20 protein-coding genes are annotated in these 25,196 nt (G+C 43.8%); 11 read left to right on the top strand and 9 right to left on the bottom strand.

Annotation, left to right across the window (positions count from 1 at the left end):
- Nucleotides 1-100: 100 nt before the first annotated feature.
- A complete protein-coding gene (gene porU / locus COR50_RS02950; RefSeq protein WP_157760598.1) occupies nucleotides 101-3,481 on the bottom strand; it encodes a type IX secretion system sortase PorU in 3,381 nt (1,126 codons plus the stop codon).
- A 215-nt stretch (nucleotides 3,482-3,696) separates the two neighbouring features.
- Between porU and COR50_RS02945 the strand changes: the two genes are divergently transcribed.
- On the top strand, nucleotides 3,697-5,226 hold the full coding sequence (locus COR50_RS02945) for an SUMF1/EgtB/PvdO family nonheme iron enzyme (protein WP_098192596.1): 1,530 nt from the start codon (nucleotides 3,697-3,699) through the stop codon (nucleotides 5,224-5,226).
- A 196-nt stretch (nucleotides 5,227-5,422) separates the two neighbouring features.
- Here COR50_RS02945 and bcp read toward each other — a convergent pair whose 3' ends face one another.
- Both bcp and COR50_RS02935 read right to left on the bottom strand, forming a co-directional pair.
- Nucleotides 5,423-5,890 carry a thioredoxin-dependent thiol peroxidase gene (gene bcp, locus COR50_RS02940; RefSeq protein WP_198405763.1) on the bottom strand — a complete coding sequence of 156 codons (468 nt, stop codon included), beginning with the start codon at nucleotides 5,888-5,890 and terminating at the stop codon, nucleotides 5,423-5,425.
- Nucleotides 5,891-5,897: 7 nt separating this feature from the next.
- On the bottom strand, nucleotides 5,898-7,607 hold the full coding sequence (locus COR50_RS02935) for a M23 family metallopeptidase (RefSeq protein ID WP_098192595.1): 1,710 nt from the start codon (nucleotides 7,605-7,607) through the stop codon (nucleotides 5,898-5,900).
- A gap of 215 nt (nucleotides 7,608-7,822) precedes the next feature.
- Here COR50_RS02935 and COR50_RS02930 point away from each other — a divergent pair, with 215 nt between their 5' ends.
- The 8 genes from COR50_RS02930 (at nucleotide 7,823) to COR50_RS02895 (ending at nucleotide 14,694) form a co-directional block, all read left to right on the top strand.
- Nucleotides 7,823-8,230: a DUF4332 domain-containing protein gene (locus COR50_RS02930; RefSeq protein ID WP_098192594.1), complete on the top strand. Its 408-nt coding sequence runs from the start codon at nucleotides 7,823-7,825 to the stop codon at nucleotides 8,228-8,230.
- Nucleotides 8,231-8,390: 160 nt separating this feature from the next.
- Nucleotides 8,391-9,299: a gliding motility-associated ABC transporter ATP-binding subunit GldA gene (gene gldA / locus COR50_RS02925; protein WP_098192593.1), complete on the top strand. Its 909-nt coding sequence runs from the start codon at nucleotides 8,391-8,393 to the stop codon at nucleotides 9,297-9,299.
- A 59-nt stretch (nucleotides 9,300-9,358) separates the two neighbouring features.
- Nucleotides 9,359-10,654, top strand: coding sequence for a phosphopyruvate hydratase (gene eno / locus COR50_RS02920; protein WP_098192592.1), 1,296 nt, complete (start codon nucleotides 9,359-9,361; stop codon nucleotides 10,652-10,654).
- A gap of 81 nt (nucleotides 10,655-10,735) precedes the next feature.
- On the top strand, nucleotides 10,736-11,050 hold the full coding sequence (locus COR50_RS02915) for an FtsB family cell division protein (RefSeq protein ID WP_098192591.1): 315 nt from the start codon (nucleotides 10,736-10,738) through the stop codon (nucleotides 11,048-11,050).
- A gap of 158 nt (nucleotides 11,051-11,208) precedes the next feature.
- Complete coding sequence (locus tag COR50_RS02910) at nucleotides 11,209-11,430, top strand: hypothetical protein (protein WP_098192590.1); 222 nt, start codon at nucleotides 11,209-11,211, stop codon at nucleotides 11,428-11,430.
- 82 nt (nucleotides 11,431-11,512) lie between these two features.
- Nucleotides 11,513-12,160 (top strand): endonuclease III, encoded by a 648-nt coding sequence (gene nth, locus COR50_RS02905; protein WP_098192589.1) that lies wholly within the window; start codon nucleotides 11,513-11,515, stop codon nucleotides 12,158-12,160.
- 120 nt (nucleotides 12,161-12,280) lie between these two features.
- Nucleotides 12,281-13,486, top strand: coding sequence for a nucleoside permease (locus tag COR50_RS02900; RefSeq protein WP_098196075.1), 1,206 nt, complete (start codon nucleotides 12,281-12,283; stop codon nucleotides 13,484-13,486).
- An 11-nt stretch (nucleotides 13,487-13,497) separates the two neighbouring features.
- Complete coding sequence (locus tag COR50_RS02895; RefSeq protein ID WP_098192588.1) at nucleotides 13,498-14,694, top strand: Gfo/Idh/MocA family protein; 1,197 nt, start codon at nucleotides 13,498-13,500, stop codon at nucleotides 14,692-14,694.
- Between the two features lie 372 nt (nucleotides 14,695-15,066).
- On the opposite strand, the gene COR50_RS02890 is transcribed toward COR50_RS02895, so the two are convergent.
- The 3 genes from COR50_RS02890 to COR50_RS02880 form a co-directional block, all read right to left on the bottom strand.
- Nucleotides 15,067-15,675, bottom strand: coding sequence for a DUF6134 family protein (locus COR50_RS02890; RefSeq protein ID WP_098192587.1), 609 nt, complete (start codon nucleotides 15,673-15,675; stop codon nucleotides 15,067-15,069).
- Between the two features lie 197 nt (nucleotides 15,676-15,872).
- Nucleotides 15,873-16,973 (bottom strand): alkene reductase, encoded by a 1,101-nt coding sequence (locus tag COR50_RS02885; protein WP_098192586.1) that lies wholly within the window; start codon nucleotides 16,971-16,973, stop codon nucleotides 15,873-15,875.
- Complete coding sequence (locus tag COR50_RS02880; protein ID WP_098192585.1) at nucleotides 16,960-18,081, bottom strand: alkene reductase; 1,122 nt, start codon at nucleotides 18,079-18,081, stop codon at nucleotides 16,960-16,962. Before COR50_RS02880 ends, COR50_RS02885 begins: the two co-directional genes overlap by 14 nt.
- A gap of 136 nt (nucleotides 18,082-18,217) precedes the next feature.
- Here COR50_RS02880 and COR50_RS02875 point away from each other — a divergent pair, with 136 nt between their 5' ends.
- A complete protein-coding gene (locus COR50_RS02875; protein ID WP_098192584.1) occupies nucleotides 18,218-19,117 on the top strand; it encodes a LysR family transcriptional regulator in 900 nt (299 codons plus the stop codon).
- Here COR50_RS02875 and COR50_RS02870 read toward each other — a convergent pair whose 3' ends face one another.
- Complete coding sequence (locus COR50_RS02870; protein ID WP_098192583.1) at nucleotides 19,118-19,564, bottom strand: winged helix-turn-helix transcriptional regulator; 447 nt, start codon at nucleotides 19,562-19,564, stop codon at nucleotides 19,118-19,120.
- Between the two features lie 184 nt (nucleotides 19,565-19,748).
- On the opposite strand from COR50_RS02870, the gene COR50_RS02865 reads away from it, so the two are divergent.
- Nucleotides 19,749-20,663 carry a polyprenyl synthetase family protein gene (locus tag COR50_RS02865; protein ID WP_098192582.1) on the top strand — a complete coding sequence of 305 codons (915 nt, stop codon included), beginning with the start codon at nucleotides 19,749-19,751 and terminating at the stop codon, nucleotides 20,661-20,663.
- A gap of 71 nt (nucleotides 20,664-20,734) precedes the next feature.
- Here the strand turns inward: COR50_RS02865 and COR50_RS02860 are convergent, their stop codons facing one another.
- Nucleotides 20,735-21,862: an efflux RND transporter periplasmic adaptor subunit gene (locus tag COR50_RS02860; RefSeq protein ID WP_098192581.1), complete on the bottom strand. Its 1,128-nt coding sequence runs from the start codon at nucleotides 21,860-21,862 to the stop codon at nucleotides 20,735-20,737.
- Between the two features lie 37 nt (nucleotides 21,863-21,899).
- Entirely contained in the window at nucleotides 21,900-25,178 is a 3,279-nt protein-coding gene (locus tag COR50_RS02855) for an efflux RND transporter permease subunit (protein ID WP_098192580.1), read from the bottom strand.
- Nucleotides 25,179-25,196 lie beyond the last annotated feature (18 nt).

Below are 25,196 nucleotides of genomic sequence, written 5' to 3'. Positions count from 1 at the left end.
TGGATTTAATTGATATTATGTAAATATAATGTGTAATTTATATATAATCAAGCCATTTACATCTTAATTATATTTTAATTTTTATTAAAGTATAGAAATATTATAACACTATTATCTTACCAGTCAAACTTTTCTGCCGGCCTTGTTGCTCTTTAACCCGTATTCTATAAAAATACATCCCTGGAGATACTTTTGCTCCCGAGTTGGCGCTACCGTCCCATGGAATCAACTGATAACGTCCATCTTGTGTATTTATTGTGCTTTTAATATTTCTTATCATCCGCCCACCAATATCAAATATTGTGAGATCTAAATCCAAGCTAGTTGACAATCCTTGATAGATAAACGCTATAGTTGTTTGCTCTTCGAAAGGATTGGGGTAAACCTTTGCTCCCGAGATCGGCACATCGTCTTGCGAAATAACCTTAAAAGATACGCTATACTGGCTGGAATTATTGTATGAATCCCAGGCTTTAATAGTAAGTGTGTGCCAGCCCTCCCGCAATTGAAACAATGGGTAATTTATTGATCCACGGGTAAAACTTCCTATATCTGCTTTGAAATAATCATTCAACTGTATACTGTCTTGAGGTTCATTCAACCAAATCGTAATATTATGCCCGTTTTGCCCGCTGATATTTATCCCGCTGGTATCAAAAAGTTGAACATGTAGCATTACATCCCTACCAACATCGTCTCCCGGCTCAAAATACGGCCCGTTTAGCCAAGCTTTTATTCCCGGCCCTTCCAGGTCCCGGGCAGGGCTTGTTGAAACCATGTTAGCCAGGTGGAAACCTGCCCCTACACCCGAAGCATCCTCTAAAGAATCTTGCGCAAAGAAAATCATTTTTCCTGAACCGGCGTGCAATGCCAGGTCTTTTGGCAACACGAATGTAAAATTAAATTCTCCATTTCTGATGAATTCCCGGCCATTAAAAATAGGAATCCTCCCATCTGCGAAGCCTACCGCTAGGCTACCAACATCATTTCCAAGGGTATATTTTAATTGCAAGGGTCCTGATATTCTTATATCAACTTTCCCATTAAATTGTTGGTTTACCTGTCCATAATCACCCTCGATATATGCTTTCACGCGGTATGTTCCCAAGGCTGCCAGGCTGTCTGCCGGTTGGCCATCGCTATCAAAAATACCGCTTACCCTTACCTTGAATTTAGGCTTCGCCAAGGCTAAGGCCGGATCAGCCAACAGGGCAAATTTCGAAGTATTAACCGGCTGCACTTGCTGCCGGTAAATTTGATTCTTGGCTTGCATCGCGGCTTTCCCGATTCCATTTCCATTGGGTATACCCGATACCAAGGCGTCGAGGAAATATTGATTCAGGTTGAAGTTCGCGTTTGCAAAAACAGGTCTCGTGCTGGCCATAACGCCAATTGCCCCGTTGGGGCTCATCCTGAGTAATTCTTCGCCCAGGTTGCGGGCAGCGGGATTGTCGTAAGGGGCAACTTCACAGGTTGCCATAATCATAAACGGCCAATGCCCGCGGGTAGCCCAGGTCGTAATAGTCTGTAAGTCTACCACCGATTCCTGCGATAACTGGCTGATCCCTCCGTGCCCCGTATAGTTCCAAATTAAGCTGCCAGAAGTCATGCCGTCGGCAATGTTTCGGACTACTTGCGGATATTTTGGGACACCCGCGATAGGTTCCTGTTGGAATGCATCCAGGTAGATTTTTTCCGGGAAAAGCGCGGAATCCAGCGCCTCAACCTGTTGGGATAAGGCTTCCGCGTACTCTAAATGCAAATTTTGATCTTCGTCATCCGCAACAAAGGTAATACGGTTCTTCCAGGGGCCTATTCCTGGATGTTGAACGTATTCAATTATTTTGTCGACGAGCTGTTCTGCTTCGTTTTTACTATTTACGGGTAATCGCCCTATGGCGATATCCAAATCTTTGACGTTGTAGCCCTCAAAATTTTCGCCGGGTTCGAGTACCGCGTAAAAATCATCGCTTGCAAAACTGGAAAGGGGATTTAACGATTCTAAGCTTTCCCAGGTAGGTATGGTATTACGGGTAGCGTTGTAGTCGTAATCGGCATCTCCAAGCAAGAGAACGTATTGAAGATTTCCCCCGCTCCGCCCGTAAACATCTTTAATATAATTCCTTGTGGCGACGGGGGAGTTCGAGTTAGCCCCGTATTGATAACGGATATCCTCCAGGTTGGCAACGGCCGTTGCTAGTCCCTGTTGCCTATGAAGCCCTGCTAATCTTTGGGCGGCAGAATTAAATTCTTCCGGGCATATGATGAGGTAATCCGCGGTTGCAGGTAGTGCTTTAGTTGAAATAGTTCCAATATATCCCGGCGTTTTAACGGCTCGCGGGTCGAATATTAAATAAGTATGCAGATGATCTGTATTGGCAACAAAGGCAAATTGACCGGATTCTTCGGTCAAAGCCATTTCCACGGGATGGTTAAGGTCACTGATATCCCAAATACTGGCGCCCGGGGCTGCGGATTGAACCCTGAATTGCGTATTGCCGGTTTTCCAGGATGAAAAATCTAGGAAAACTTTAGTTTCCCCGGCCTGTTGTGTAAGTGCTGACCTGGATTGTACCCCGATATAGTCCAGCCAGAGCTTGTCGCTGTTGGCGCCTTGAAATTGTAACTTGGCGTTTCCATCGGAATTAATGGCCCCCGTTTCCCATGTAACTGTGCTGGATTGTGCGTAATTATCCAAAGCGTTTCCCGTTATGGCTTGCAAATCAACATACTGGTTAAAGTTTCCCAATTGGAACATGCATTTGGTTGCTTGCGCTGCCCTTGCCACTAAACGTAGTGTTATCTTGGCTTTGGTGATATTATGAGCCAAGCCCTCTAACTTGAAAGCCCGGTTTACAAAGGGAGCGCTGAACCATTCCCTACCGCTGCCTAACAGGTTGACAGAGTCTATCTCGATAAAATTGTAAAAATCGAAATTCGACTGGATTGATTGCCAAGTTGTTAACGCGGGAAGTTTTGATACCTGTGTTCCCCCTGTTTGTAATGAAATAAAATAGGATAATTTTTTCTGAAAGGGATTCGACCGGTGTTGGATGCTTGCATTGAAGCTGTCGATCCTGGTAGGCTGAACGCCCGGGCTGTAAAACAGGAAATAATCGCCCGGATCTAACCAACCGTCCCCGCCGTCATTTAATAGATAAGATACCGTCGGTAGCGTATTTATTTTCCCGCCGGGCACTTCTACCTGGTCCATTCCCGGGGGATTGCCAAATAAGCCCAGCAAGGAAGAGCGGGTCCTGCTAGTATAAAAGCCCGCGGCTTGCAATTGGTTAATATTGACCCGGTACACGCCCGGTTCGGTAATATTAATTTCAAACCAAGAACCGAAGTTCAATATGGAAGTATCCCTAAAAACAGTATTTTTACCTTCAAGGTGATTCGATCCGTACCCTTCTTTACCGCAGAGGACAAGAAATGAGAAAGAGAATAAATAATAAAATGCGGTAAAAGACGTTTTCATAAGGTCAGAATCCCTATAGGACCGGAATCTGGTCAGATTGATCAATAATGCATAAAATTAATATAAAAAGTATTAATTTAATCCGAAGCTAACACTTTGATTTAAAGACTGGTAGCCTTTTAAAAGCATTTAATTACAAATTAATATTTTTTGATATAAAATAAAAAATATTAAATTTGCGTTTACCTATATAATACTGTAAAAAGCCGTATCGCATGCGTAAATTAACCGCCTTTTCCCTACTTCTTGGTACGAGTGCTTTGCTATTCTCAGCATGTCATAAAAATGGGAAATATGCGAAGTCATCTGCTACCGGATGGAACTATAACGACCCTAAGATGGGTGGCTTCATGGTAGCCCAGAATAAAGAACAGAAAACTGGTCCCGGATTGGTATTTGTGCAAGGTGGTACATTCGTGATGGGAGCAACCGAACAAGATGTGATGGGTGATTGGAATAACATCCCGCGCCGCATTACCGTATCTTCTTTTTATATAGACGAAACGGAAGTATCCAATGTTCATTACCGCGAATACCTCTACTGGTTGAGCCGCGTGTACGGGGAATCATTCCCTGAAGTATACCGTCAAGCTGTACCGGATACCTTGGTTTGGCGTAGTGAACTGGCTTATAACGAGCCGCTCTTGGAATATTATTTCCGCCACCCAGCATATAATGATTACCCGGTTGTCGGTGTTACTTGGGAACAAGCTACCAAGTATTGTAAATGGCGTTCCAACCGTGTAAATGAAAAGTTATTGATGGATGCCGGCTTGATTTCCAAGGTGGATATCATGGACCAGGCAGATGACAATACTTTCGATACGAAAGCGTATATCGCCGGTTTGTACGAAGGTACCCCCGGGAAAATTTCAAAATCCAATAAAAAAGTATTTACCAATCCTGATGGCTCTCCCCGCTCGGCACAATTTGAAGATGGTATCATGTTACCGGATTACCGCCTTCCTACCGAAGCTGAATGGGAATATGCTGCCTTGGGATATATAGGTCAGAACCCAAGCCCTTCCAAGAAAGAAGGTAAACGCGGTGAGGAGTTAATCATGAATCGCCAAATCTATTCTTGGAATGTAAATAATAGTGGCCTGCGCGAACAACGACGCGGTCATTGGCAAGGACAGTTCTTGGCCAACTTCAAACGCCGCTCCGGTGATAACATGGGTATCGCGGGTGGTTTGAACGACCGCGCTTCTATCCCCGGTCCGGTGAAATCATATTATCCCAATACTTTCGGTGTATATAATATGAGTGGTAACGTGAGTGAGTGGGTAAATGATGTTTATAGGCCAATGACGCCGGTTGATGGTGATGACTTCAACTACTTCCGCGGTAACAAGTTCCAAACCGTATTTAAAAACGGGGAAGGTGAAGCGGAAAAAGATAGCTTAGGTAATATCAAGATGCGTTATGTTACCGATGAAGAAAGCGCACACCGCCTGAACTATCAAAAAGGTGATGTGATTAACTACCTGGATGGTGATAGCTTATCGCAGGTTGAATACGGCTATGGCGTTACGTCGTTGGTAAATGATAAATCCCGCGTAATTAAAGGTGGTAGCTGGAATGACCGTCCTTATTGGTTATCTCCCGGAACACGCCGCTATATGCAACAGGATATGAGTACGAATACTGTAGGTTTCCGTTGCGCGATGGATCGCGTAGGTTCTCCTGAAGGTAATGGCTTTAAAACAGGTAACTTGTTCCGTAAGCAACGCCAGAAAAGATAAAATGCCAAGATTATAATTATACAAAAAACGCCGGGAAATTAATTTTCCGGCGTTTTAGTTTATGTATGTCTTTGCTAAATTAATTCAAGGACCCTGGATTATGCTGGTTCGAGCTTTCAAGCTATCAGTGTTCGAAACCTGGGTTCGTTTTTTGAATGCATTGCCCCGATGTCCAAAATCCTTGCTCCATTATTATTTATTGTCCTTCCCAAAACTCCAATATTTCTTCGGTATGGCTCTTGGTCTTTGGCTTCGTAATTATTTTGGCAATCTTCCCTTTTTCATCAATGAGAAAAGTTGTTCTATGCGTGCCCTCGAATGTCCTGCCCATGAATTTTTTTTCACCGAACACACCGTACTGGTTCACGATTTTATGATCATCATCAGCCAGCAATGTAAAAGGTAAATCATACTTGTTGATAAACTTTTGATGTTTCTTTTCATCATCGATGCTGACGCCGATTACAACATATCCTTTTTTTGTTAATTGTGGATAATGATCCCTCAAATTACAGGCTTGCGCTGTGCATCCGGGGGTATCGTCCTTGGGGTAAAAATAAAGGATAACCTTTTTCCCTTTAAAATCCGACAAGCTAACTGTATTGCCGTCCTGGTCTTTTCCTTTGAAAACAGGCGCTTTATCACCTTCTTTTAAATGCATCATCTATTACTCACCTTTTAAATTTATACGTATAAGTGTGGCTGTTGCCCACGATATCAGTCACGGTCATTGTTAATGTATGATTCCCGGAACCTGCGGGACAATGCTCATCGAAAGTATAGGTTAATCTATTGCTCCTGCGGGAAAACATGACCCACTTCCCATCGATCTCACCCCTGTAAGCTTCTATGCCGTTATTGTCGGACATCGAAAAACTAATGCTTTTATACCTCGATAGGTTGGCCCCCTGTTTCAAGCCGCCAAGCAAGGTAATTTTGGGCGATTGGGTATCGAGTTCCAAGTGGAAATTACCCAGGTCTCTAAACCGCGCTGTAAACCAGCCGTCTGCATAGGAAGTTGCCGCGCTCCCGGTTCCATAGCTGGAACGTTTCATTACAACTTTGCTGTACAAACTGCTATCGATGATCTTGGTAGGTTTCAGGCTGACGTTAAAAAAGCGGTGAACCGGCACCCGCGCATCGTGCAAATGCTGCACGTCAGACAGTGCCTGTGATGACTTGCTGGGAACTTGGTAATACGAAAAACAGATATCATCGTATAAATCGCCTTCTGCAAGATCAAACTCCACCTGGTTGTTTTCGAAGATATTCCTGGAGTCGGGATACATCTGGTTCGCACAATCAGCTTCTTTTATGGCAGCGCCATTATATTGCAATGAGAAAGACAAGGAAGAAGTATTCCCGTATGCATCCATTACATCGATAGAAACAGGGTGGACTTTTCTATCCGATAAATCAATAACCCCCTTACCATTTAAATCGTGGTAAATGCCGAGGAAGTTACCCGGTAAAGCATACAACAGCTGTACATAGTTACCCCCTGATTTCCGCATTTTATAATCTACGTGGGCGTTCACGTACCGGGTTTCATCATAACCGATTTCATCCATCTGGAAACCGATTTGCGGGGCGCCGTCCAAGTTTAAAACCGCTTCAAAGATACCGTTCGGGTTGGGGCTGTTACTTTGACGGTCAATAGCGCCAACACCTAATACCACTTGATCCGTAGAAACATGCACAACCGGGGCCGACAAAGAGTACTTGCCGTTAGCGGTTCTTTTCGCCGCCAGTAATTTAGCCGTTTGTTCATAAATACTTTTATGATGATCGTAGATGGCGAGCCTGTAAATTTCCGGATCCCTCGTGTCGGGTATATCGAAGCCGAAAAGCATCGGGTTAAGCGGTTTTTCGCTTTCGGTATTCCTGATTTCAAAATGTAAGTGTGGGCCTTGGGAGCCGCCGGTATTACCACTCAACGCAACGAAATCCCCTTTCTTTACAGGGAATTTTCCGGGTGGTAGTTGCAGGTCAATGGCCCAGCTTTCCTGCGCGTATTGTTTTTGTTTGACGTATTCCGCCAATTCTGGATAGAACTCGTTCAGGTGGGCGTACACCGTAGTATAACCATTTGGATGCGTAATATATAGGCCGTGCCCGAAGCCGGTATGGGAGATGTTCACGCGGCTAACGTAACCATCGGCGGCGGCATGCACCCTTAAATTTTCACGTTGTTGAGTCTTGATATCGATACCTGAGTGGAAGTGATTCGGTCTTAACTCCCCGAAGTTACCTGCTAGCATGATTGGTATTTCCAAAGGATTCCTGAAATAATCCTTCGGATAATTCTCCCGGGGCATCGATTGTGCCCAAGAAAGTGCCGGCAAACAACATAAACAAATTCCAATAAATAATCGCTTCATGTTACAAATGTAAGAGTTGTACTAGGAAATATACATTCACGTATATTCGTTCACGTTATACGATAATAGGTTGCATTCTCCCAAGAGATCATCTCGGTAAGTGTTTTAAGGTAATGATTAAGTTGGTAATTTTTTTTGCATTTCTTGGCTAATTAACATTATTTTAAAGCAAAGGTTGTTCAATTTATGTATATTCAAACTATAATGTGTTTATTATGAGTTATGCAATTACTGACATTGAAGGTATCGGGGAAAATTATGCCAGCAAATTAAAAGGTGTTGGTATCGATACTGTCGAGAAATTATTAGAAGATGGGGCTACCAAGAGCGGGCGCTCCAAATTAGCAGCTACTACCGGACTCGCGGAAGGCTTCATCCTGAAGTGGGTCAACCATGCCGACCTGATGCGTATCAAGGGCGTTGGTGGCCAGTTTGCCGAATTATTGGAAGCTTCCGGCGTAGATACCGTTAAGGAGTTAAGAAATAGGGTTCCGGAAAACCTTCATAAGAAATTAGCCGAGGTGAATGCCCAGAAGAACCTGGTAGGCAGGATGCCTTCGGCCAATGAAGTAGCCGAAATGGTGGAACAGGCCAAGAGCCTACCGCCGATCGTGACTTATTAAGCCCTACAAGTAATTAAAGCCGGGTAAGCGCAGGCTGCGCTCCCGGTTTTTTATTTGCCGCCTCACTTTGTAAAGAAATTGATAAAATTCCACCTTGCCCCGGTATTAGGCTCCCATCACTGCAAATTTTGCCGTACTTTAGTGCACTCAAAAAAAGCCCATGTCTATAGAAGTAGTACAACTTACCAAGCTTTACGGGGAACAGAAAGCTATCGACAATATTTCCTTTAGCTTACAAAAAGGGGAAATTGCCGGTTTCCTTGGCCCCAACGGTGCAGGTAAATCTACTACGATGAAAATCTTATCCGGTTATCTCCCTCCATCCCATGGCAGCGCCAAGGTAGATGGTTTGGACGTAGCCGCGCAATCTATGGAAGTGAGGAAAAGGGTCGGTTACCTGCCAGAATCAAATCCCCTTTATTACGATATGTACGTGAAGGAATTCTTGGGATTTATCGCGGATATGCACCAGCTTGGTAGCCGCAAAAAGCAGCGGATCGATGAGATGATCGGGATGACGGGCTTAGGTGCGGAGCAACATAAAAAAATAGGCGCCTTGTCTAAAGGGTACAAGCAGCGGGTGGGTCTTGCCCAGGCCTTGATGCATGACCCTTCTGTACTGATCCTGGATGAACCTACATCCGGTCTTGACCCGAATCAATTGGCAGAAATCAGGAACCTGATCAAATCCCTCGGGCAGAATAAAACCGTGATGTTGTCCACCCATATCATGCAAGAGGTGGAGGCATTATGCGGGAAGGTCATTATCATAAATAAAGGTCATATTATAGCTGATGATAATATCAATAACCTGCGTAACCGGCAAAATAAAGGAGGCTACCTGGTGGTAAGTTTTGGGGACCCGGTGAAGCGGGAAGAGTTGATGGCTATAGATGGCGTCAGTGATGTGGCGGTATTTCAAGGCCAGGGTTGGCAGATTTTTGCCGGGGATATAGATAGTGTCAAGAAAAACCTGATGCAATTTGCTTTGATAAATAACAGGAACATCCTTTCTTTGCAGAGCAATTCGACATCACTGGAAGATATTTTCAGGGATATTACTAAATAGCAACCCAGCATTGCGGGGCGGATTTAGAAAAACCATAAAATTTAAACACCCAATTCATCATGAGTATTATCACACAAATTCATGCTAGGCAAATTTTGGATAGCCGTGGCAATCCTACAGTGGAAGTAGATGTAAGAACAGAAGATGGTCACTTTGGCCGTGCAGCCGTGCCTTCAGGTGCCTCTACAGGTAAACACGAAGCCGTGGAACTTCGCGACAATGACAAGAGCGTTTACATGGGCAAAGGTGTATTGGAAGCTGTAAGGAATGTTAATGAAATCATCGCCCCGGAATTGGAAGGGGAATACGATGTGACCGAGCAGGCCGGTATCGATAAAATGATGATCGAATTAGATGGTACTCCCAACAAAGCTAAATTGGGCGCTAATGCTATCCTGGCTGTAAGTATGGCCGTAGCTAAAGCTGCTGCTGATGAAAGCGGTTTGCCTTTATACCGCTACCTCGGCGGCGTAAATACTACAACCTTGCCTATTCCCTTGATGAACATCATGAACGGTGGCGTTCATGCCGATAATAAAATCGATTTCCAAGAATTTATGATCGTACCGCACGGTGCCGAAACTTTCGCGGATGGTTTACGTTGGGGCGTGGAAATTTTCCATCACCTGAAATCTGTTCTGAAGAAAAAAGGCTACAGCACGAACGTTGGCGATGAAGGTGGTTTTGCCCCGGAGATTCAAAGCAACGAAGAAGCTATCGAAACCGTATTACAAGCTATCGAAGCAGCGGGTTACAAACCGGGAGAACAAGTATCTATTGCCCTGGATGCCGCTAGTAGCGAAATGTACAACGAGGCCGACAAGACTTACAAGTTCTACAAGAGCTCTCAAAAAGTCATCAGCAGCGATGAAATGGTAGCTTACTGGGCCGATTGGTGCAATAAATACCCGATCGTATCTATAGAAGATGGAATGGCTGAAGATGATTGGGATGGTTGGAAGAAATTGACAGAAGCGATCGGTACAAAAGTGCAATTAGTAGGCGATGATTTATTCGTTACAAATGTTACCCGTTTGAAACAAGGCATCGACAATGATATCGCTAACAGTATCCTGATTAAAGTAAACCAAATCGGTACCATCACGGAAACTATCGATGCTGTAAATATGGCTCACAAAGCAGGTTACACTTCTATTATGAGCCACCGCTCCGGTGAAACGGAAGATACAACCATCGCTGACTTGGCAGTGGCTTTGAACTGTGGACAAATTAAAACAGGATCCGCTTCCCGTACCGATAGGATGGCTAAGTATAACCAATTGCTCCGTATTGAAGAAGAATTGGACAACACTGCTTTTTATCCAAAAAATACCACTAAATTTGGTAAGAAATAACCGTTTCTGACTTTATTACGTGGTCAACATATCCCGGTATTGCCACCACGCGATACCGGGAATTTTCTAAAACTTTTCCACATGGCAGCCAAGCAACCGTTCAAATTACCCCCGCTATTTAGCAATAAATATTTCATCGGAACGGTGGCATTCATCATTTGGCTCTGTTTCCTCGACAGGTATAATCTCATCGCGCAATTTGAATTAAGCGCGGAAAAAAGTAAAATGGAACATCAAAAAGAGTTTTATTTATCCGAAATCGAGAAAAATACCCGGGAACGCCAGGAGTTATTGTCCAGCCCTGAAAAATTAGAAAAGTTTGCCCGGGAAAAATACTTCATGAAAAAAGATAATGAAGATCTGTATATTATAGTACCCGAGAAATCAAGCCATTAGATCCATTATTATTATTTTTAATATACTACTTACAGACTTTCAGGGAGCACTGTATTTTTTTTGACTGAATGAAAAAAAAAATCTAATTTAACAATACTGACCGCCCATTCTCCGTTATAAAGCTGTTCAATTATTCTCCTAACTAAAACAGTTCTCGCATGAGCAATTCTACACTTCCTTTATTTAATGCTAATTCCTATGCAGCTTCTCATGGAGCAGGTAATAACGTGAGCGATATGAACGAAGAAATAAGCATACAGGCAGAGAACCAACAATTGGTATTAGTAACTCAGCAGGCTTTGGACAGTATCAAGTACAGCCCTCGCCCTGAATCACTGCAAGCCATCTTCGATTATGCCAATACGGGCGAGAAAAGATAGACTTCCCTAATTCATTTATACTAATATTCGATTCTTCGCATACCGGGCTTTGAACTTGGTGTAAACTATTTATATTTACGCCATGACAAAGAAGGAACGTTATGAATATGTCATCCGCTATTTCGAGGAACATGCCCCGGACGCGGAAACGGAATTGATATATGACAATCCCTACCAATTATTGGTAGCCGTCATCCTTTCAGCCCAGTGTACCGACAAGAGGGTGAATATGACTACGCCGGCTATATTCGAAAAATACCCTACCGTGCAAGATCTTAGTACGGCAACGGTAGAAGAATTATTTCCCTTGATTAAAAGCATTAGTTACCCCAATAATAAAACGAAGCACCTCATCGGCATGGCCAAAATGGTGACGGAAGAATATAACGGCGAAATTCCTAAAACGGTACCCGAGTTAATTAAGCTCCCCGGCGTCGGGCGTAAAACTGCCAACGTAATTACTTCCGTGATCGATCATCAACCCAATATGGCCGTGGATACCCATGTATTCAGGGTTTCGGCGCGCATCGGTTTAACAACGAACGCTAAAACGGTCTTGCAAGCTGAAAAACAATTGGTCCAAAATTTCCCGGCAGACAAAATTCACATAGCACACCATTGGTTGATATTACATGGCCGGTATGTTTGTATTGCCCGTAATCCGAAATGCGGCATTTGCGGCATCAGGCCCGCCTGTAAGTACTACCAGAAAATTACGAAACCTGCATAGTTTCCTTAAAGTTACTGCTGGTTATAATTGCGGATAGAAGGTAATGCCCGGCATTTGAATTCAGCCGATTTAAGCGTATATTAACAGGAGACTTTTCTCTTCTTAATTATTCCGATGTTTATGAAGTTCATTACCCGCTTCCAACTATCCTTCATGATGTTCCTCGAGTATTTTATCTGGGGAGCATGGTATGTTACGGTAAGTACATACCTCGCCAAGTACCTCGATGCTTCGCCGGTGCAAATCGGTGCGGCTTATACCGCCTTGGCCATTGCCACGATGATCTCCCCCGTTTTTGTCGGGACGATTGCCGATAAGTATTTCTCAGCGCAAAAGGTGATGGGCTTCTTACATATTACAGGCGCAGTATTACTTTACCTGATGACTTTCATCGGGGATGCCGATGCATTCTTCTGGGCAATACTGGTATATTCATTGTTATATATGCCTACTATTGCTTTATCAAATAATATTGCCTTTTACCAACTTAGCGATACCGGCAAACAGTTTCCCGCAATACGGGTATTCGGAACGGTGGGCTGGATTGTATCGGGCGTATTAAATAGCTGGTTGCATTTTGAAAACACGGTAGCCATTTTCTATTTAGCGGCAGGGGTTTCATTATTTCTCGGTATATTTTCATTGTCACTTCCTAATACGCCACCGAAGCCGGCCATCAAAAGTTCCGTGGCGCAATCGCTGGGTATGGATGCCCTGGTATTATTGAAAGACAGAGCATATCTCATATTTTTCATAGCAGCTGTACTCATTTGTATTCCATTATCATTTTATTATGAGCAAGCCAATTTATTTTTGAATGATGTCGGGATGCAAAACGTAAGCGCCAAGATGGTTTTAGGGCAAGCATCGGAAGCGATTTTCATCCTGGCAATACCTTTCCTGTTTTATAGGATCGGTGTGAAGAACATGCTCATCCTCGGTATGTTTGCCTGGGTATTACGCTATGTATGCTTTGCCTATGGCGATGTGGATGCAAATGTTTGGATGTTGTATGCCGGCATCGTGTTACACGGGGTATGTTATGATTTCTTTTTCGTAACCGGTTATATGTATACCGAAAATAAGGCTCATGCAAGTATTAAGAATGCGGCGCAGGGTTTATTTACATTTGCTACTTACGGCGCCGGAATGGTTATCGGCACATGGTTCTCCGGGCTGGTGGCACATTATTACATGGTGGATCAACAACATCAATGGATCAAAATTTGGATGGTGCCGGTGTATATAGCGCTCGTAGTCCTAGTGTTTTTTATTTTCTTTTTTAAAGACAAATCTGCTGCCGCAACGCAGCAACCAACGGAATAAATTTTTTGAATATGGCTAAAATTGCAATGCTCGGCTCGGGTTTTATCGGGCGTTTTTACGCGGATTCTTTACAAGGACAAAGAAGTAGGGATAAAATCGTTAGTATCTATTCCCGCCGCGAAGAGAGTGCGAAGAAGTTCGCTGAAGATTACAAAGTTCCACATTTCACGACGGCTATGCTGGAATCTATTCAACATCCTGATGTGGAAGTAGTATGTATTTCATTGCCTAACCATTTACACGAAGCGGCTGTTTTGGCTTGCTGCGATGCCAAGAAGGCGGTGATCTGTACCAAACCCCTTGGTAGAAATGCGGAAGAAGCCAAAAGAATGTTGGAAGCAGTTGAAAAAGCAGGCATCTTCCACGGGTATTTAGAGGACCTGGTGTATACTCCTAAGTTTATCAAGGCATGGGAAAGCGTGCGTGCAGGCGCCCTGGGAAAAATTCTTTGGGCCAAGTCAAGAGAAACACATCCCGGTCCACACAGTGATTGGTTCTGGGATATAGAACAAGCAGGCGGCGGCTGCATATTGGATTTGGGTTGCCACTGCGTGGAGATTGGGCGGACTTTTATCGGGAAGGATATCAAACCGGTAGAAGTCATGTGCTGGGCAGATACACAGGTAAAACCGATCGATGCCGAAGATCATGCCATCGGCTTGGTGAAATATGAAAACGGTGCCATCGGCCAGTTCGAAGTAAGCTGGACTTTCCGAGGTGGTTTGGATTTAAGGGATGAAGTAATGGGTTCGGAAGGTACGATATGGCTTAATAGTTTTTTAAGGACCGGTTTCGATATGTTCACTTCCGGTAAAGGAGCGGATTATGTAGCAGAAAAAGCAGAAAGTAATGCCGGCTGGCTCTTCCCCGTGGGCGATGAGTTGAATGAATTAGGCTACAACCATATGTTCACCGATATGTTTAATGCCATGGAAAATGATCAGCTCCCGAGGGAAACATTTTATGATGGATACGTAGTGAACGCTATCCTAGATGCCGCCTACAAATCTGCTAAGTCAAAATTATGGGAACCCGTTAAATTAGAGATATGGAGAGGGAAAGAAGGTGTTGAAAAATTGAGTTCAAGAACGGATTACGATGATCAATATTACCTCATCAAAGAAGAGATGACGCATTACGGAAGTAAAAAATTGATTTTAAAAGATAAGAAGACCGGGCAAGTAGTAGAGAAAGTGTTGTCGGAATAACTTCTTGAAGGTGGGATGAACATTTTTTTAGCGGTCCGGGTTTCTAAACCACTAGTGTTAGAAACCCGGGCTCGTTTTTTGAATAGTTTGTTGGATTCTTAATGTTGTCGAACACGGTATCCAACCAGTTGAACATTGTTATTTTACAATAGAATTCGAAGGTTAAAACAAGAAAAAACTGCTTTCAAACAGCGGTGGCTTCCAAGCTCGGACCATGTACAATAGCGCAACAGCAAGATCGCGCGATCAAATCGGGCTCTTTTCTTCGTAACTTCCTTTGGGGTCATGGAACGTTATAATGCCGGCTCCTGAAGAAAGGGGCATCCAGCAAATTAAGGAGATGGAATTAATCATAGCAGCAATCCGGCATCGTCAACCGTCAGCCAATTTAAAGACAGCTTTACCTAATAGGTGATTTACTTCTACTTCCTGCAATTTCCCTTTCGAATAGGCATAAATATTTCTTTTACCATCCGGCATAATTAGTTCATATTTACCATTTCCCAGGTGTTCTAATTCCAGGAATTGACATTGGGTTTCACTATACACTTTATGCACATTGATAGGTTCTGTAAAATATAAATCGCCTACACAATAATGAATCGCGGCGGTAGATAAAACGGACTCCTTCCCCTCGTGAATCACCTTGTAATGTTTGCCGCTTACCAACTCGGTCAAGGTAGATTTTTTATCTTTCGTTGTTTGATTGTCATTGCGCAACCTGATAGAACTGGCCTTAACAAGATTATTGTTTTTATATTCAACGGCGATTTCATTATTCACATTCCCAACTAATTTAAGTTGTAATAAACTTTTAATGTGAATAGAACGCGACACACCTGCCTGCTTTTGATGAGCTTCCACGATACCGATTTGTTTATTGCCGGAAAATACCTTGAACTTTACGGTTTGGGCTGCCGTATAAAGGATAGGGGCGCAAAGCGTCAGAAGTACAATGATGGCACATTTGATGATTCTCATACAAACTTTTTTTAGGAGCAGGGTTTCAAAGATGTAAATCAATTTACGAAAAAAACTAACATATTGATGACATAGGTAGCTTCTTTTATATAAAGACGAATAAGCCTAAGAAATGTTGCATGGATGACCATATTTATTAAAAAAGCATATCCAGTAGTAAAATGGATATGCTTTACGAGGGCTGCCCCGGTTGCCTGTCAATTATTTTCTTCGCGGTAGTACCCGTAATCAACGTAGCCGTGTTCTTGCCCGCCGTAATGTAAAGTCCTGTCCGGCGTTGTTAGCGGCCAATCATTTTCCAACCTTTTAACTAAATCGGGATTGGCAATAAAGGCTTCCCCGAAACCTACGAGGTCAATCCAACCATTATCAATATATTCTTGTCCTTTTGCCTTGGTCATACCTCCCGTTAGGATGATAATACCGGGGTAATGTTGCCTGAAAGCAGCCAAGAAGCCATCCGGCAATGCGAAGCTCCCGCGTGAATGTTGATCCATAATATCGATAAAAGCTATGTTTCTTTTATACAATTCACCGGCAATATAAAAATACGTTTCGTTGACTTCCGGATACGGTTTCATGTCGTATAAGCCACCGTGCGGAGTGAGCCTGATCGCTACTTTTGCGGCACCTATAGCGTCGATACAGGCATCGATGATTTCGAATAAAAACCTGGAGCGGTTCTCGATGTTACCGCCGTATTGATCCCGGCGAATGTTTACGTATGGGTTCAAGAATTGTTCTACCAAGTAACCGTTTGCACCGTGAATTTCGATACCATCGAAACCTGCGGCAATTGCATTTTGCGCAGCCCTGGCAAAATCTTTTACAATATCCCGTACTTCGGTAGTACTTAGCGGCCGCGGTATAGACACGGGAACGAAACCCGGTTGTCCATCCGCATCTAAACCCCAAGCCATGCTGTTTGCTGCGGGTATGTCGGAGGCGCTTACGGGCGCTATGCCGCCCGGCTGGTTGCTGGTATGAGAGACCCTGCCAACATGCCAAAGCTGGGCAAATATTTTGCTTCCCTCTGCATGCACAGCGGCCGTTACCTGCTTCCATCCTTCTACCTGGGGGTCGGTATATAAACCGGGTATATACATGACTCCCTTGGCCGTATCGGAAATAGCGATACCCTCTGTAATGATAAGACCGCTACCTGCCCGTTGTGCATAATAACGTGCATTCATCTGGTTAGGAATACCATCGGGGTTCCTGGCCCGCGTCATCGGTGCCATTACAATCCTGTTTTTTAAAGAGATTCCCTTGTCGTTATATGGATTAAATAAGTTCATGTTGCAATTCATTATAAGTTGGATAATCTGTGTAACCTTTGCCGGTACCCCCGAAAAATTTTGTGCGATCCGGTTCATTTAATGGTAGTTGGTGTTGCAAGCGGTAAGGTAGGTCCGGGTTTGCTATGAATGGCCTGCCGAACCCGATAAGGTCCGCCCACTTGCGGGATATAGCTTCTTCGGCTCTTTCAGCGGTATATTTACCAGAATAAATCAATGTATTGCTAAAAGTATCGCGGTATTGTTCTTTGAACGCAACCGGCATCACCGGGGCATCTTCCCAATCGGCTTCCGCTATATGGATATAGGCGATATCCAAATCGTTGAGAATCTTGGCGGCAGCGATATACGTTATTTCCGGGTGATCATCTTTAGCGCCCATTAACGTGGTTAATGGCGCTTGCCGGATGCCCACTTTTTCTTTACCGATGGCATCTGCAACGGCAGTTACCACTTCCCGCATGAACCGTAGTCTTTTTTCCAAGGTGCCGCCGTAAGCATCTTGCCGTAAATTGGTTTGGGAGTCGGTAAACTGCTCAATCAGGTACCCGTTGGCCCCGTGTAACTCGACGCCGTCAAAACCGGCAGTTACCGCATTTTTAGCCGCTTGAGCATAATCTTTTATAACCTGGTGAATTGCCGGGATAGTTAATTCGCGGGGCATGGAATGTTGGATCATTTCACCGGCGCCGGAAGTAGCTCCCAATCCTTCAAGGTCCGCAAAAACTTTTACCCCTTCCGCTAAGATTGCAGATGGTGCAACCGGGGGATCATTATTTAATTGAATGGATGTATGTGATATTCTTCCGACATGCCATAATTGGGCAAACATCTTACCTCCAGCGGCATGCACGGCCTCCGTAACTTTTGTCCAGCCCGCTACCTGGGCATCAGTATAAATGCCGGGCGTCCAGGCATAACCTTGCCCTTGGCGACTAATTTGCGTTCCTTCCGAAATAATTAATCCCGCGCTTGCCCTTTGCGCATAATAAGTGGCCATCAAATCGGTAGCCACATCACCTATAGCGGCCCGGGAGCGGGTCATCGGCGACATAACGATCCTGTTTTTCAATGGTATTCCTGCAAGTGTATAAGCATCAAATAACATGATTATGAATATTTATAATGATCTAAAATCGTAAAGGGACTGCTTTATTTCCCTTTTGATGACACAAAGTTCCAGCAAGTTTATCTATTATCATAATTAGAAAAATTGTAGTTTTGTATTATTAAAATGATAGTTTATGTTGATGAGTTTAGAGTGGTTACGCACTTTTAAGGCCATTTATGAAACGGGTTCCCTCACCGGGGCAGCACAGGCATTATATATTTCACAGCCGGGGGTTAGTTTGCATTTAAACTCATTGGAATCATATACCGGTTACAAGTTATTTGACCGTTCTCCCCGCAGGATGATACCAACGGAAAGGGGGAAAGTGCTGTATAATTTTATCCTGGAGCCGCTATCGAAGTTGGAATCGGCGGAGCAATTGTTTCATAAAAGTTCTAAAACAGACCGGGCAACCATTGCAATCGGCATGTGTTTCGAGACATTTCAATTTACATTGGAGCGATATATTTCAACATTACCGTTTAACGTGATCATCAAGTTCGGGGAGTACCCGGTAATGATCCAAGATCTCGATAAAGGGCTGCTCGATTTGATTATCACGCCTCAAAAGGATATGGAGAAACAGCTTGCTTTCGAACCATTTTCGAAGGAAAGGATCGTGCTGGTTGCAGGGGCAAAAACGGATTTAAAACCGCTCCAAGCTTATATTAAGAAGGGGTATTTGGAAGCTGCGCAACAATGGCTGAAAGAACAAATTTGGTACAGCACTGCTGCCGATATGGAACATTTGAAAAAATTCTGGATGGTTAATTTCAAGCATCATCCCGATTTTAAACCTAACTACATCGTACCGAATATCAGTTCTATCGTACGTTGTTTGAGTGATGATCAAGGATTTACAGTAATCCCTGATTTTCTGTGTAGGGAAGAGATCCAGGCCGGTAAATTGAAATTGGCCTGGGAAGGTAATCCATTGATTGAGAATATTCTTTATTTCGGTACAAGGAAAAAGACGATGTACGGGAAGGAGATCAAGCAGGTACAGGAAATATTTTTACAGCAACATCATTAGTTAAGATAAAATCATCTCGGGGGCTATAGGTTCGTGTTTAACCGGGCCCCGCCTTTGAATATCGTGGGTTAAATTGCGGATTAAACCGCGTTTATCGGACTTCATCTTTTTTAAGATTTTTTCTTCCCAACCATAACCGCTATGGCGTGCACCCCAAGCGCCGAGCTCAAGTATAATGGGTATCAATTCGATGCCTTTGTCGGTCAGCCAATACCCCACCTTGGCCTTGGTTTTTAATGTAAGCTTTTGAATGATACCACATGCTTCCAAGGATTTTAACCGTTCTGATAATATATTGGTAGCTATCCTTTCCTTGGAGGACAGGAACTCTTTGTAGGTAAATTTCCCTTCAAAAATCATATCCCGAATCACTAACATGGTCCATTTATCACCGAGCAGCTCAAGGCTGAAATTGATCGGGCATTCTGAACGATTCTTTGATTTCATATGATTGGGTTTATGGTTGCATATGGATAAGATCTGCTGTTGTTAACACTAACAATATACTAAATAAATCGGTTTTGTTGTAGTTAAAATGCCAATTGGAATTATGCTATAAAATTATTAAATTGTTCGTTGTGCCCCATGGGACTTGTTGTTTCGTGTGCTGATTCAATTAAGTTGATCCAATATGCTAACACCTTCTCAATTATCCTCTGCCCTGGAAGCAAGCTTTAATGAAATACCAGGGGCTACTAACCCTGAAAATTTATACGGGTATATCCGCCGGTCAAAACCTGCTCCTGCAACATTACCGGGTTCTATTATTTGCTTAATGGCACATCAATTGTTCAATTACCCAGATGCGAATGCATTTGCTGTTGCTAAAGCAGTATTCTGTATCATGCATGCCGGTAGTATACATGATGATGTGATCGCTTCCGGCCAATTGCAGGTGGAGGCCATGAACTACCAAACATCTACGGCGGTGTTGGCTGCGGATGTACTCTGGATAAAAATTTTTGAATATCTAAACGAGGTGGATGAATCTTTAAAATCAGAATTATTTACGATCTTATCTCAACTTGCTAAAGGTTATTGTGAAACCAGGCAATTACAGCTACAGTTAAGGACAGGCTTTGCATACGGGGATATAATTAATTTTTATAAAGAAAGCAGGAAGATAACATTTGCTTTCCCCGGTAAGTGCATGCAGGCGGGAGCTATCACAAGCGGAACGAGCGTTGCGCAGGGAATAAAATTATTAGAGTTGGGAACGGCGTTGGGAGCAGCGATCTATTATAAAGAATTATCCGGAGCTACCGTTGACGATGCTATTCCCGGGAACCAATTTTCAGCAAAAGAAATGGAACTATTGATGATTTCCCCCGGTATATATCAAGAACTCTGCGGTCTTAAAGCCGGGCCATTTAAACATAGGAAAAGCGGCATAGAGCATTTATATCGAAACCATTCCTTGGATGACTATTTAATGAACCAGGCCAAGCAAGCTTTTACGAATGCATTTAATATTCTTGAAAATGTTGCAACAACTACGCAAAGAAAAATTCCATTAGAAATGTTGTTGCGTTCTATTGCAGGTTAAAGAAAAAAAGGTGGCAAGTTTACACTCACCACCCTTAACATGGATAACCGTTAACACTGATTTTTATCTACCTATTCTTTTGCTAAAGCGATCTTCTCTATTTCCGATCCGTTCCTGATTTCTTCTGTTGCTGCTACTACGATCGTATCACTCGCTGAAATATCTCCAAACACTTCCGTTTTTCCATTCTCGGATCTACCTGTCGTAACCGGTATCCATACCGTCTTTTTATTAATTACCTTGATCAAGTATACGCCTAATGTTGAGTTTAACACCGCCGTGCTAGGTACAACGAAGGCACTATCATCTCCCAACAATGGTATTGATATTTCCGACACCATGCCCGGTAATAGTTCCCGGTTTTTATTGTAAACATCCATCTCGATGCGTTGCGCCCGCAACCTCGTATCGAGCGCTCCTGCCAGGCGGCTTAGGTTGGCTTTGAACTGCTCGTTCGGTAATGATCTTACGGTGAATGCTACTTCACTTCCTTGGCGTAAATTATGGATATAAGCTTCCGGTACGCTCACCACTAACCGTAAATGATCTTGTTGGTGCAAGGTAAATAAAGGTAGCTCGGATCCCTTTCCGGATGGACCGACATATGCGCCGGCGCTTACATTCCTTGCGGTAATTACCCCGCTAAATGGTGCTCTAACCTGTAAATAGTTCTTTGTGTCGGTTACTTCCCGGTAAGCCGCCTTGGCTGCTTCTAATTGTGCCAAGTCCGATTGTTGCTTGGCGAATGCCTGGTCCAAGTCGTTCGGGGAAATAGTTCCCGGGGTTTTGCTCGTTTCTAATAAGCGGTCGTAGTTCGATTTGCTAGCAAGGTAAATCGCTTCCTGGGCTTTCAATTTAGAAGCGGCGCCATTTAATTGCGCGTTCAATTCGGGCGCTTCCATCTCTGCTAATAATTGCCCTGCTTTTACTTCTGAACCTACATCCGCATACAGTTTACTTACAAAGCTGTTCACCTTTGCATACAAATCTACCTGTTGGTAAGCGACGAGCTCCCCGGGAATTTTTATCGTGGAGCTCAGGGCGCCCGCAAACGGATGTGTAGATTGTATGGCCGGGGCTTCCACTGCCGTGGAGTCTTGCTTGTTTTCATGCGCTTGATTTTCCCCGCAAGATGGAAGCAAGAACAGTCCGCCGAGACTGCATAAACTTAAAAATGATATATTGATAAAGCGACGCATAATGAAATATTATGTATATGAGTTCTGTAATTAAAATTTATGAATTCGATGGATGCAAAGCCGGTATATAATGGATGCTTTCTTCATCTTCAGGATCCAGAGATACGCTCTGGGTTGTTGTTTTACCCTGGCCCCATGCGAATGCCAATGGCAGGATAAACAAAGCTGCAAATGTGGATAATACCAAGCCGCCGATTACCGCCCTTCCCAGGGGGGAAGTTTGATCGCCCGCTTCTCCCAATCCTATGGCCATCGGTATCATACCTACTACCATCGCCAAGGCAGTCATCACGATGGGTCTTAAACGTATGGAACTGGCTTCCTTTGCAGCTAGCAATGCATTGCCGTTCTGCTTCCTGATTTGCTCGGCATTTGTAATCAACAATACCGCGTTGGAAATAGACACACCTACCGACATGATGATCCCCATGTAGGATTGTAAGTTCAATGTTGACCCCGCGAGCAGTAATAATACTAATGAGCCCAAGAGTACCGCCGGAACCGTAATTAAAACGATCGCGGAAACTTTAAATGATTGGAAATTGGCTGCCAGCATTAAAAAGATCACCACGATGGCAACCAGTAATCCTCCTTGCAAGCTGTTTAAGGTCGTGGTTAATGTGTCGCTCATCCCGATCATCTCAACGCTCAATCCCCGGGGCAATTCGCCTAAACCTTTTATCGCGGCGTTCACATCCTTTACCGCTTCAGCCAAGTCTTTATTGTTTACATTCGCGGTAACCGTCAACATGGGCATGGCGCCTAAGTTATCCAGCTCGCCGGGAACTTCTACATCGGTAAACGTAGCTACATCGCCTAAAACCGGGCGGCGGGCATCTTTCTTTAACGGGATTTCAGCCAGCTCCTGTTTCGTTGTCATCTTGTTTTCCGGTACTTGTACTTGTACACTATAGCTATAACCAACGCGCTCATCCGTCCAAGTATTTTTTTCGGTGAAGCGGGAGCTTGATGTGGAAGCGATTAATGAACGGGAAATATCGCTCATATCTACCCCTAGTTGCGCGGCCCTGATCCTGTCAATAGTAATGTTGATGGCAGGATAATTCATGGATTGACCGATTTGCACATCCCTGAGGTAAGGTATCTTTTTCAATGCCGCTACGGTTTTGTTTGCATACTCTTTGTTCAATACCTTGTTCCTGCCCGATACACGCACTTCTACAGGGGTAGGTGATCCTTGGCTTAATATTTTATCAGTCAACTCTATCGGTTCGAAAGAGAGCTTCATATCCGGTTCAATCTTGGCGGCCCTTTCGCGAATTTTCTCTTTCAATTCATCAAGATCCGTATGGAATCCTTCTTTAAGCCCTACTTGAACTACGGATTCATGGGGACCTGCCATCCACAAATAAATGGGGCTTATGGAAAAAAGTTGCGGGTGATTACCAACATATGCCGAAGTAATAGAAACATTTTCCTTACCCACGATATCTTTAATAGCATCCGTTAACTTGATAGTAGCCAATTCTGTTTGTTCAATCCTGGTGCCGTCGGGGAGCCTTGTCCTTAACTGGAACTGGTTCCCGTTTACCTTGGGTAATACATCCTTGCCGATATGGTTGATAAGAAATACAACCAAGCAAATACTTACCAATAAGTAAACGATTACTATTGGCCTGCGGTAAGGCATGATCCTTCCTATAAATCGCAGGTAACGCATTCGCAATTTTTCGAAGCGGCTTACCTTGCCGTCACGGTTGCTATCCAATGTTTCTGCGTATACAGATTTTTGCAAACCTTTATCAACCTTGCTGTGATCTTTGATCCCGCGTGATTCGAATATTTCCGCATCACTAAGGTGTTGACCTTTCTTTCCGTGTTTATGTTTCATTAACCAGTTCGACATGACCGGTACGAAAGTTTGCGCCAAGAAATACGAGGCCACCATGCTAAAACCTATCGCTAAGGCTAAAGGCAGGAATAATGATCCCGGGATGCCGCCCATGGTAAATGCAGGGGCAAATACCGCGAGAATACAGAACAGTATCAGTAATTTCGGGAAAGCAATTTCCTTACAAGCATCCCAAATAGCCAAGGCCTTCGGTTTGCCCATATCCAGGTGCTGGTGTATATTCTCTATCGTGACCGTACTTTCATCGACCAGGATACCGATCGCTAAAGCCAAACCGCTCAAGGTCATGATATTTAATGTTTGACCGAATAGGTTGAGGAAAAGTACGGAACTGATTAATGAAATCGGGATGGTTAGGATTACGATTAAAGCGCCGCGGGCATCACCCAAAAATAATAATACCATTAAACCTGTCAGGATAGCCCCGATAGTTCCTTCACTGATCAAGCTTTTAACCGAGTTAATCACGTATGTCGACTGGTCAAACTCGTAACTTAGTTTCACATCCTCCGGAAGCTGGGATTGGATTTTGGGAATCGCTTTCTTTAAATTCTGTACCACTTCCCAGGTAGAAGCATCGGCGCTTTTAGCAACGGAAATGTAAACGGATCTCCTACCATTTACCAATGCATAACCCGAAGTAACATCCGCACCATCTTCCACCGTTGCAACATCTCTCAAGTAGAGGTTCTGTACATCGCCCTTGTAGAGCGGTATATTCTCAAAATCCTTGACCGTTTTAATCGTGGTATTAGCAGGGGTAAGATAGTTTTTATTACCGATGCGCACATTTCCGGAGGGCGCCGTCTGGTTATTGATCCGCATGGCTTCAACCAGTTGGTCGGGAGTCATGTTGTGTTGCCTTAGCAATTCCGGATCAGCTTTAATTACCACGGTACGAACGTTTCCTCCGAATGGTGGCGAAGCTACGATACCGGGTATAGAAGTAAACGATGAACGTACGTATACGTTCGCAAGATCCAACAATTCATTGTTGGATCGCTTATCGCTTCGAAGCACCAACTGGCCTACCGGTAAAGTTGAAGCATCGAAACGGATAATGAAAGGCGGGTTCGAGCCCTGCGGGAAGGCAGCTTGAATACGGTTGGAGAAGGCGCTTAACTCTGCTGCGGCCTGCGCCATGTTAGTACCGGGATAAAAGCTGATCTTCATCAAGGTTAACCCTTGTATATTCTTGGTTTCAATACTCTTGATACCGTTTACGAAAAGGAAGATGTTGATATATTGCTTCGCGAAGAAGGATTCCATCTGGGCCGGTGTGTATCCACCGAATGGGTGTGATACATAGATCACCGGCAGATCAAGTTTCGGGAAGATATCGATCTTGATCGAAGTAGCGGCTTTAATACCGAAGAAGAATAACCCGGCCACCAGCACGAGGATAGTGATAGGTTTTCTTAATGCAAATCGAATCAGGTTCATATAAATTGATCTAATAAA

The sequence above is a fragment of the Chitinophaga caeni genome, from assembly GCF_002557795.1.
In the GTDB taxonomy this organism is placed as follows: Bacteria; Bacteroidota; Bacteroidia; order Chitinophagales; family Chitinophagaceae; genus Chitinophaga; species Chitinophaga caeni.
The sequence above is the reverse complement of the archived record's forward strand: the minus strand, read 5'-3'. Positions and strand labels throughout refer to the sequence as shown.